The sequence below is a fragment of the Stenotrophomonas sp. genome (assembly GCF_035634915.1).
In the GTDB taxonomy this organism is placed as follows: Bacteria; Pseudomonadota; Gammaproteobacteria; order Xanthomonadales; family Xanthomonadaceae; genus Stenotrophomonas.
Window position 1 is genome coordinate 1 of sequence record NZ_DASQCB010000017.1, and the last position, 8342, is coordinate 8342.

General features: G+C 63.3%; 8 protein-coding genes. 3 read left to right on the forward strand and 5 right to left on the reverse strand.

Annotated elements, in window-relative coordinates; genetic code table 11:
- The 5 genes from VER16_RS12975 to VER16_RS12995 all read right to left on the reverse strand — a co-directional run.
- Nucleotides 1-3516, reverse strand: a 3516-nt coding sequence (locus tag VER16_RS12975; protein ID WP_324808770.1) for an ATP-binding protein, incomplete at its 3' end; no start/stop codon positions are given.
- Nucleotides 3517-3574: 58 nt separating this feature from the next.
- Nucleotides 3575-3943: a response regulator gene (locus tag VER16_RS12980; RefSeq protein ID WP_324808773.1), complete on the reverse strand. Its 369-nt coding sequence runs from the start codon at nucleotides 3941-3943 to the stop codon at nucleotides 3575-3577.
- Nucleotides 3944-3969: 26 nt separating this feature from the next.
- Nucleotides 3970-4227, reverse strand: a complete 258-nt coding sequence (locus tag VER16_RS12985; protein ID WP_324808775.1) for a DUF1427 family protein — start codon at nucleotides 4225-4227, stop codon at nucleotides 3970-3972.
- The gene (locus tag VER16_RS12990) at nucleotides 4224-4433 is read right to left on the reverse strand and encodes a DUF1427 family protein (protein WP_324808777.1); all 210 of its coding nucleotides are present in this window, start codon (nucleotides 4431-4433) and stop codon (nucleotides 4224-4226) included. Before VER16_RS12990 ends, VER16_RS12985 begins: the two co-directional genes overlap by 4 nt.
- Before the next feature lie 59 nt (nucleotides 4434-4492).
- On the reverse strand, nucleotides 4493-5140 hold the full coding sequence (locus tag VER16_RS12995; protein ID WP_324808779.1) for a hydrolase: 648 nt from the start codon (nucleotides 5138-5140) through the stop codon (nucleotides 4493-4495).
- 282 nt (nucleotides 5141-5422) lie between these two features.
- Between VER16_RS12995 and VER16_RS13000 the strand changes: the two genes are divergently transcribed.
- The 3 genes from VER16_RS13000 to VER16_RS13010 all read left to right on the forward strand — a co-directional run.
- Nucleotides 5423-7294 (forward strand): amidohydrolase, encoded by a 1872-nt coding sequence (locus tag VER16_RS13000; protein WP_324808781.1) that lies wholly within the window; start codon nucleotides 5423-5425, stop codon nucleotides 7292-7294.
- A 2-nt stretch (nucleotides 7295-7296) separates the two neighbouring features.
- Nucleotides 7297-7710, forward strand: a complete 414-nt coding sequence (locus VER16_RS13005) for a DoxX family protein (RefSeq protein ID WP_324808783.1) — start codon at nucleotides 7297-7299, stop codon at nucleotides 7708-7710.
- A partial coding sequence (locus VER16_RS13010; RefSeq protein WP_324808785.1) for an MFS transporter occupies nucleotides 7707-8342 on the forward strand: 636 nt, incomplete at its 3' end. The genes VER16_RS13005 and VER16_RS13010, both read left to right, overlap by 4 nt.

Here is an 8342-nt window from a genome sequence, read left to right on the forward strand (position 1 = left end):
GGTCAGCTGCTGGGAGAGCGCCAGGGCGCTGTAAAGATGGTAATCCAGCAGATGAATATGACCCGGCGCGGACCAGGCGAACTGCCCGGCCTGCTCGAGATTCTCCGCCGCCTGCGGGAACTCGCCGCAGGCGAAGTGGGCCATCCCGCGATAGAGCCAGAACCAGAACAGCATGGTGGAGGTCTGCTCCGTGGCCTGCTCTGCGGCGGCGGGCAGCAGGGAGTGCGGCAGCACCTCGCTGGCGGTCCAGTGGCCGCTCACCGGGGTGCGCAGGTGCTCCACGTAGTGGCGCTGCATCAGCAGGATCGCCTCCACGTCCTGGTAATGGGTTTTGCGCACAAAAGCCAGGCCGCGCTCGATGCTGGTCAGCACCCCGTCAAGGTGATCGCCCCGGGTAAGGAAGTTGATTACCTGATGACAGGCGGCAAAGCAGGCCACCGTCATGTCTCCGTGGGTGACGGCAGAGGTGAAGCAGGCCTTGGCGCACTCGATGGTGTAGCCCAGCGGCTGGGTCCAGACGCTGAGCTGATCCAGCGGCAGCAGGGTTTTGGCCTCAAAGGCGTCGTAGCCGTGGCGGTTGACCAGCTCCCGCGCCAGGGTGCCGTACTGAAAGCCGAGGCGATACTCGGCGTAGCGGTGGCCAATCAACACCCCGAACCACGCCATCGCCGGGGCGGACGCGCCGGTAATGCCGTGATCCAGGGTCAGGTGCATCATCCGGCACAGCAGAATGAAATGCAGGCGCGAGCGGGTAAAGCTGGCGAACACGCAGGCGCTGTTGAGCAGGTTCATCACCGCCTCGGTGTCGCCGTCGTTCATCAGCGGCAGCCCGGCAAAATGGCCCTGCGGGTTATCGCCGACGCGGTTGCACAGGCTGTGCCAGGCCTCGTCGCACTCGGCGGCCTCCGGGTAGCGGCTGACGTGAATGCCAAACACCGCCAGCCAGCTCAGGGCCGCCTCCAGCGCCAGCCGGTTGTCGGACTGGCGCATATAGACTTCGGCCAGCAGGTTCGCCGCCAGCGCTTTTTCCGCCAGCCCGCCAGGGGAGTTGAGAATGCGGTCGCACAGTCGGCGGGTGCAGTCGAGATTGCCCAGCGCAAACTGGCACCCGGCCTCCTCGCTGTCGAGCGTGAAGTCGCTGGCGCTCTCCGGCAGCGCACCGACGTTGCCCAGGGCGCGGGCGGTCTGGATATAGCTCAGGGCCGAGAGGTAATCCCCCGACCGGCGGGCGCGGCGGGCCGCCAGCAGGCTCAGCTCACGGAACATCTGGCGCTGGGGCGCAGGCTGAATGCAGTCCAGCGCCGCCGTGACGTGATGCACGGCGCGAAACAGGATCTCGTTGCCCGCCGCCTGACGGGCCGACTCCGCCAGCAGGCTGGCGGTGGTAAGGTGTAGCCGGCTGCGCTCGGCGTTATCCAGCAGGGCAAAGGCCGCCTCCTGGACCCGGTCGTGGGTAAAGGCATAGCTCCCGGCGTTGAGCGTGATCAGCTGCGCCGTCACCGCCGGGTGCAGGGCATAGCGGATCTCCGCGACCGACATCGCTACCACCCGGCACACCATCTCCAGCTCGCCGCTGCCGCCGAGGCAGGCGATGCTGCCCAGCAGCAGCTGGGTCTCTTCAGGCATCTCCTCCAACTGCTGCAGTACCAGGGTGACCACGTTTTCGGTGTAGTGCCGGGTGCGGATGGCGTGCAGATCGTAGTGCCATTTATCCTGGTACTTGTTGTGCGTCACCAGCCCGTCATCGACGATGCGGCGGAAAAACTCATGCACAAACAGCGGGTTGCCGCCGGTTTTTTCATGGATCAGCCCGGCCAGATCGAGGGTGCTGGCCGAGCGGGTATGGAAGATATCCGCCAGCCAGCGCGACACGGCCTTCACCGACAGCGGCTCCGGGCGCAGCTCGGTGGTATTACGCGAGGCCAGGTGCAGGCTCGCCAGTTGATGATGCAGGGTGTTGTCCGGCAGCGAGCAGGCATCCCGGTGCGCCACCACCATCAGCAGCGGCACGGTGCTGGCGTGGGTCAGCAGATACTCCAGGATTTGCAGGCTGGCGGGGTCGATCCAGTGGATATCGTCCAGCAGCAGCACCAGCGGGCAGCCCGCGCTGGCGAAGGCCTTCACCAGGGCCAGCACCATGTGGCTGAAGCGCGCCCGGGCGTCGATGGAGAAGATGTCGCTGGAGAAGCGCGGCTTGTTATCGAGCAGCAGCCGCAGCTCCGGCACCAGGCTGACGGCCAGAGCTTCGTAGCCCTCCAGCTCGCGGGACAGGCGGATCTTCCACTGGGCCACCTCCTCCGCCGACAGCCCCAGCAGATGCAGCGTCAGGTTACGAAACGCCGAGGTCAGCGCCGCGTAGGGCAGCGTGGGGGAAAACTGGTCCACCTTGCCCACCGCCAGCAGCACGCTGCGGTTTTGCAGGGCCTTCAGCCCCGAGGCGATCAGTGACGATTTGCCGATCCCCGACGGGCCGCTAATCGCCACGAATCCGGCGATGGCATCGCGATTGACCCGCTCAAAGGCGTGGAGCAGCTCCGCCGCTTGGGGATGGGCGGTGTACAGGGTATCGGTGAGATGAAAGGCCGGGGAGCGATCCTGCAGGCCGGGGGTAAAGGCAGCGATCTCCCCGTCGTCACTCAGGGTGGCCTGGCAGCGGCGCAGGTCGGCAATCAGGCCATCGACGGTCTGGTAGCGGTTCTCCGGCTTTTTCGCCAGCAGCTTGAGGACGATGGTCGACAGCATGGCGGGCACGCCGGGACAGACTGCGCCCGGAGCGCGCGGCTCGGAGGCGATATGATAGTGCGCCCACTTGCCCTGATCCTCACCGCCCAGCTCAAACGGCAGGCTGCCGGTGAGCAGCTCGTAAAGCACTACGCCCAGGCTGTAGAGATCGCTGCGGTTATCCACCGCGCGATGGGTGCGGGTGGTGTGCTCCGGCGACATGTAGGCGGGGGTACCGCCCACCACCGCCAGCCGGGATTGCTGAAGTTCTTCCGAGGTGCCGGACGACAGGCCAAAGCCCCCCAGCCGACAGCGGTTGTCATCGTGAATAAAAATATTGCCGGGCTTGATATCGCCATGCACCAGGTTGCGCAGGTGCATCAGGCGTAAAGGCAGGCTGATGCGGATCGCCAGATCGAGGAAGCTCTGGATACAGGCCATCGGCACACCGACGATCCGGGTTAACAGCACAAACGAAAAGGGGGCATAAACCAGTGCAAAGCGCCCGTGGTACTGCGTGCTGGCCACCGGGCGAATGGCCCAGTCGTCGCTCAGGTACTCCCGCAGGGCAAACTCGTTGCGCAGCAGGCGCGTTGCGCTGGCCTCTTCTTCATCGCTCACCCCGGTGGCGATGATAAACGACCCGCCGGAGGTGGGCAGGCGGGCATTGAGCCAGCAGAGGCTCCCCTCCTGCCCTAACGGGGTAAAAATGACGTCTTCTTTAAGCACAAAAGCCCGCCCTTCCGCTAAATTTTCGGGGGCAGGCCAGAGCGCAGGCAGCGATGGGTTGTTCATCCACGTTCCTTATTTTTCTTCGTTAATGGTTCTCGTGGGATCGGTTTTGCAGGTGTTGTCAGGTGGCGAGCGCACGTTGAATGTGCGCCAGCAGCACATCGACATTAATCGGTTTGCGCAGAAAAACAACAGCGCCGTGTTCAACAGCGTAGCGTTGAATATTTTCATCCGCATGACCGGAGATAAAAATAAGCGGCGGCGGCGAGGGGGCGATAAGGTGCAGTTTGTCGAGCATCTCGAGACCCGTCATCCCCCGCAGGCGAATGTCGGCGATCACCAGCGCCGCATCTGCCAGCGCGGTGGGGTGGCTGAGAAACACTTCCGCCGAGTCGAAGGCTTCTGTGGCATACCCCTCCGACTGCAGCAGGTTGCTTAACCCGCTGCGAACAGACCGTTCATCATCAATGATGGCTATGCGCTGCGGCATGCTCGTGTTCCTCAAACTAAAGGTGATTAACCCTCGCTACCGTCACCGGGACGGGCCGGAGGTGGAGTGCCGCTGATTTTGGGGACGCATTCATGGCGAAACCACGCCATCGTCAGCTGGCGGCTGAACAGGCGGCGGCCAATCGGGATCAGCTGTTCGCCCACCAGCATGCCAAACAGCCCCAGCAGGGCGACAACCGGCGGCGCGGGCGAGTGTACATCAATTGCGGCATAAATCACCCCTGCCAGAATTCCACAGCTCAGTGAAACGACCCAGGCTTTCATGACGAGGCTCCTGTGGTAATGGCAACGGGGGCTTTTTGCGCGGTGTCGTCAGCATGCAGAAAATGGCGGGTAGCCTGTTCGCCAGCCAGCATCCCCAGCAGACCAATCAGCGCCAGCGCGGGCGGCGCCGGGGAACGGACTTTCAGCAGCGCGTACAGCAGGCCGATCAGCACGCCTGCCGCGAGGGAAATTAACCCAGTACTCATGATGGACTCCAGAGAGGTCAGCGGCAGGCCGGATGAGGGCCCAGCCTGCCGCTGAAAACTTAGCGAACCGGGGCCGGAACCGGCGCAAGGGTTTCGTGCTCGCTCTTCTGGCGAGACGGGGCTTTGTGCACCATGGTGTAGGCATAGTCCACACCCATGCCGTAGGCACCGGAGTGCTCACGCACGATATCCATCACCGCGTTGTAGGTCTCTTTGTGGGCCCAGTCACGCTGCCACTCCAGCAGCACCTGCTGCCAGGTTACCGGGATCACGCCGGCCTGGATCATGCGCTGCATGGCGAAGTCGTGGGCCTCTTTCGAGGTGCCGCCGGACGCGTCAGCCACCATGTAGATCTCGTAGTCGCCTTCCAGCATCGCGCACAGGGCGAAGGTGTTGTTGCACACTTCGGTCCACAGGCCGGAGACCACCACTTTCTTCTTGCCGTTGGCTTTCAGGGCGTCACGCACTTTCTGGTCATCCCAGGAGTTCATGGAGGTACGCTCAAGAATGTCTTTGCCCGGGAAGACGTCCAGCAGTTCCGGGAAGGTATTACCGGAGAAGCTCTGGGTTTCAACGGTGGTGATGATGGTTGGGATGTTGAACACTTTGGCCGCTTTCGCCAGCCCTACCACGTTGTTTTTCAGCACCTGACGGTCGATAGACTGCACGCCAAACGCCATCTGCGGCTGCTGGTCGATGAAGATCATCTGACAGTTATCGGGGGTTAACACTTCGAGTTTTGAGTTAGACATAATGGTATCCAGTGAGGTTAACAGGTGAAATCCGTCGCACGACGCGGCGACGATGCGATACCTGTATCCTGGATGACTCTCCGCCCTGGCGTAATTATCTCTTTGTATAATTAACCTTTCGTATAGTTATACGCAGGTATAGTTATACTTTGGTATAGCTATCCCTTTGTATAACTGGTTTTTTCCGGTAACCGGTTCCAATAATCCTGACATTTCCCCTCTCAGTCAGGAGCAGTTATGACTTCCTCTGCTACAGCAGATTTGATTCTGGTGAATGGCCAGTTTCATACCGTCGATCGTGAAAATCCCCTCGCCGAAGCCGTGGCCGTGCGTGACGGCAAATTCCTTGCAGTGGGCACCGTTGCCGAGGTGATGCAGTACCACGACGACGCCACCAAAGTGGTGGATCTCAAAGGCCACACCGCCATCCCCGGCCTGAACGACTCACACCTGCACCTGATCCGCGGCGGGCTGAACTACAACCTCGAGCTGCGCTGGGAGGGCGTGCCGTCGCTGGCCGATGCCCTGCGGATGCTGAAAGAGCAGGCCCTGCGTACGCCGTCCCCCCAGTGGGTACGCGTGGTGGGCGGCTGGAGCGAGTTCCAGTTTGCCGAGCGCCGGATGCCGACCCTGGACGAGATCAACGAGGCCGCGCCGGAGACGCCGGTGTTTATCCTGCACCTGTACGACCGCGCCCTGCTCAACCGCGCGGCGCTGAAGGTGGTCGGCTACACCAAAGACACGCCGAACCCGCCGGGCGGCGAGATCCAGCGCGACGCCAACGGTAACCCGACCGGGATGCTGATCGCCCGTCCGAACGCCATGATCCTCTACGCCACCCTCGCCAAAGGGCCAAAACTGCCCCTGGAGCAGCAGGTGAACTCCACCCGCCAGTTTATGCGCGAGCTCAACCGTCTGGGCTTAACCAGCGCCATCGATGCCGGCGGCGGTTTCCAGAACTACCCGGAAGACTACGAGGTGATTGCCGAGCTGCACGACAAAAAGCAGATGACAATCCGCATCGCCTACAACCTGTTTACCCAGCGTCCCGGCCACGAGCTGGAAGATTTCGAGAAGTGGACCGACATGCTCAAGCCGGGCCAGGGCACCGACTTCTTCCGCCATAACGGCGCGGGCGAAATGCTGGTCTTCTCCGCCGCCGACTTCGAGGATTTCCTGGAGCCGCGCCCGGATCTGGCCCCCGGCATGGAGGACGAGCTGGAGCGCGTGGTGCGCCATCTGGTCGAGCACCGCTGGCCGTTCCGCCTCCACGCCACCTACGACGAATCCATCAGCCGGATGCTGGACGTCTTTGAGAAGGTGAACCGCGACATTCCGTTCAACGGTCTGCACTGGTTCTTTGACCACGCCGAGACCGTCACCCAGCGCAACATCGACCGCATCAAGGCCCTGGGCGGCGGCATCGCCGTGCAGCACCGTATGGCCTTCCAGGGCGAGTACTTTGCTGAGCGTTACGGGATGGAAGCGGTGCGCCACACCCCGCCGGTCACCCGCATGCTCGAAACCGGCGTGCCGGTGGGTCTGGGCACCGACGCCACCCGCGTGGCGAGCTACAACCCGTGGACCGCGCTCTACTGGCTGGTCTCCGGCCGCACCGTAGGTGGGATGCAGATGTACGATCACAGCGCCCGTCTGGATCGCGACACCGCCCTGATGCTCTGGACCCAGGGCAGCGCGTGGTTCTCCAACGAGCAGAGTCAGAAAGGCCAGATCAAAAAGGGCCAGCTCGCGGATCTCGCGGTACTGAGCAAAGACTTCTTCCGCGTGCCGGAAGAGGAGATCAAGGGCATCGAGTCGGTGCTGACGGTGGTGGATGGCAACATCGTTTACGCCGCAGGCAGCTTCGGCCCGCTGGCGCCGCCTGCCATCCCGGTCCTGCCGGAGTGGTCGCCGGTAGTCAAGGTGCCGGGTCATTACCGCAGCGCGCCACCGCAGGCCGCCCGCGTGGGGATGCAGGCCGTGCACCACTGCAGCGGCCCGTGCGGGGTGCATAACCATTCCCACGACTTTGCCCGTACGGCAGAGATGCCGGTGGCCGACGATAACGCCTTCTGGGGAGCGCTGGGCTGCAGCTGCTTCGCGTTCTGATCATGATGAACTCAACCCAACCTAACCTGCCCCGGATTGACCTGGGGCTGTTCTTCCTGCGGATCGCCGGCAGCCTGCTGCTGCTCTACGTGCATGGCCTGCCAAAGGTGCTGCATTTCAGCGAAGAACTGACGCGGATCGAAGATCCCTTTGGCTTCGGGCCGTACTTCAGCCTGATCCCGGCGATCTTCGCCGAGGTGATCTGCCCGATCCTGATCCTGTTCGGCGTGGCGACCCGGCTGGCCTGCGTGCCGATCATCGCCGTGCTGCTGGTGGCGATGCTGGTGGTGCATCCGGGCTGGTCAATTGCCGAAGGTCAGTTTGGCTGGCTGCTGCTGATTATCTTCACCACGCTGGCGATCACCGGCCCCGGCGCGTGGCGGGTCCGCTCGCGCGTCACGGAGAGATTCGCATGACCCAGATCACCGACGCACACGTGGAGCATCCGCCTGCCCCGACGATGTCCACCTGGCAGCCGCTGCACCAGCGGGTGTTCCGCATGCTGTGGATCGCCACGGTGGTCTCCAACGTTGGCTCGTGGATGAGCGACGTGGGGGTCAACTGGAGCATGCTGACCCTCAGCGCCGATCCGCTGGATATCGCCCTGGTGCAGGCGGCCAGCAGCCTGCCGATGTTCCTCTTCGCCCTGCCTTCCGGGGTGATGGCGGATATCGTCGACCGGCGTAAGTACCTGCTCTTCTCCCAGCTGTGGATGTTTATTGCCGCAGCGGGGCTGGCGATCCTCTCCTTTACCGGGCAGGTCACGCCGACGGTGCTGCTGGCCGCGGCCTTTCTGCTGAGCGTCGGCAGCGCCATGAGCTCGCCGCCGTTCCAGGCGGTGGTGCCGGATCTGGTGAGCAAGGCCGAGCTGGGCCCGGCGGTGGCGCTGAACTCGCTGGGGGTCAATATCAGTCGCGCCATCGGCCCGGCGCTGGGGGGCTTTTTGCTCTCGCTGGCCGGACCCTGGATGGTGTTCCTGCTCAACGCCCTGTCGGTGCTGGGCGTGGCCTGGGTGCTGTGGCGCTGGAAGCCTGCCGCCTCGGTGCAG

Bases quoted from the DNA above. Each gene is read 5' to 3' on its own strand.
- VER16_RS12980 (WP_324808773.1), bottom strand. From the start codon at position 3,943: ATGCCGCAGCGCATAGCCATCATTGATGATGAACGGTCTGTTCGCAGC.
- VER16_RS12985 (WP_324808775.1), bottom strand. From the start codon at position 4,227: ATGAAAGCCTGGGTCGTTTCACTGAGCTGTGGAATTCTGGCAGGGGTG.
- VER16_RS12990 (WP_324808777.1), bottom strand. From the start codon at position 4,433: ATGAGTACTGGGTTAATTTCCCTCGCGGCAGGCGTGCTGATCGGCCTG.
- VER16_RS12995 (WP_324808779.1), bottom strand. From the start codon at position 5,140: ATGATCTTCATCGACCAGCAGCCGCAGATGGCGTTTGGCGTGCAGTCT.
- VER16_RS13000 (WP_324808781.1), top strand. From the start codon at position 5,423: ATGACTTCCTCTGCTACAGCAGATTTGATTCTGGTGAATGGCCAGTTT.
- VER16_RS13005 (WP_324808783.1), top strand. From the start codon at position 7,297: ATGATGAACTCAACCCAACCTAACCTGCCCCGGATTGACCTGGGGCTG.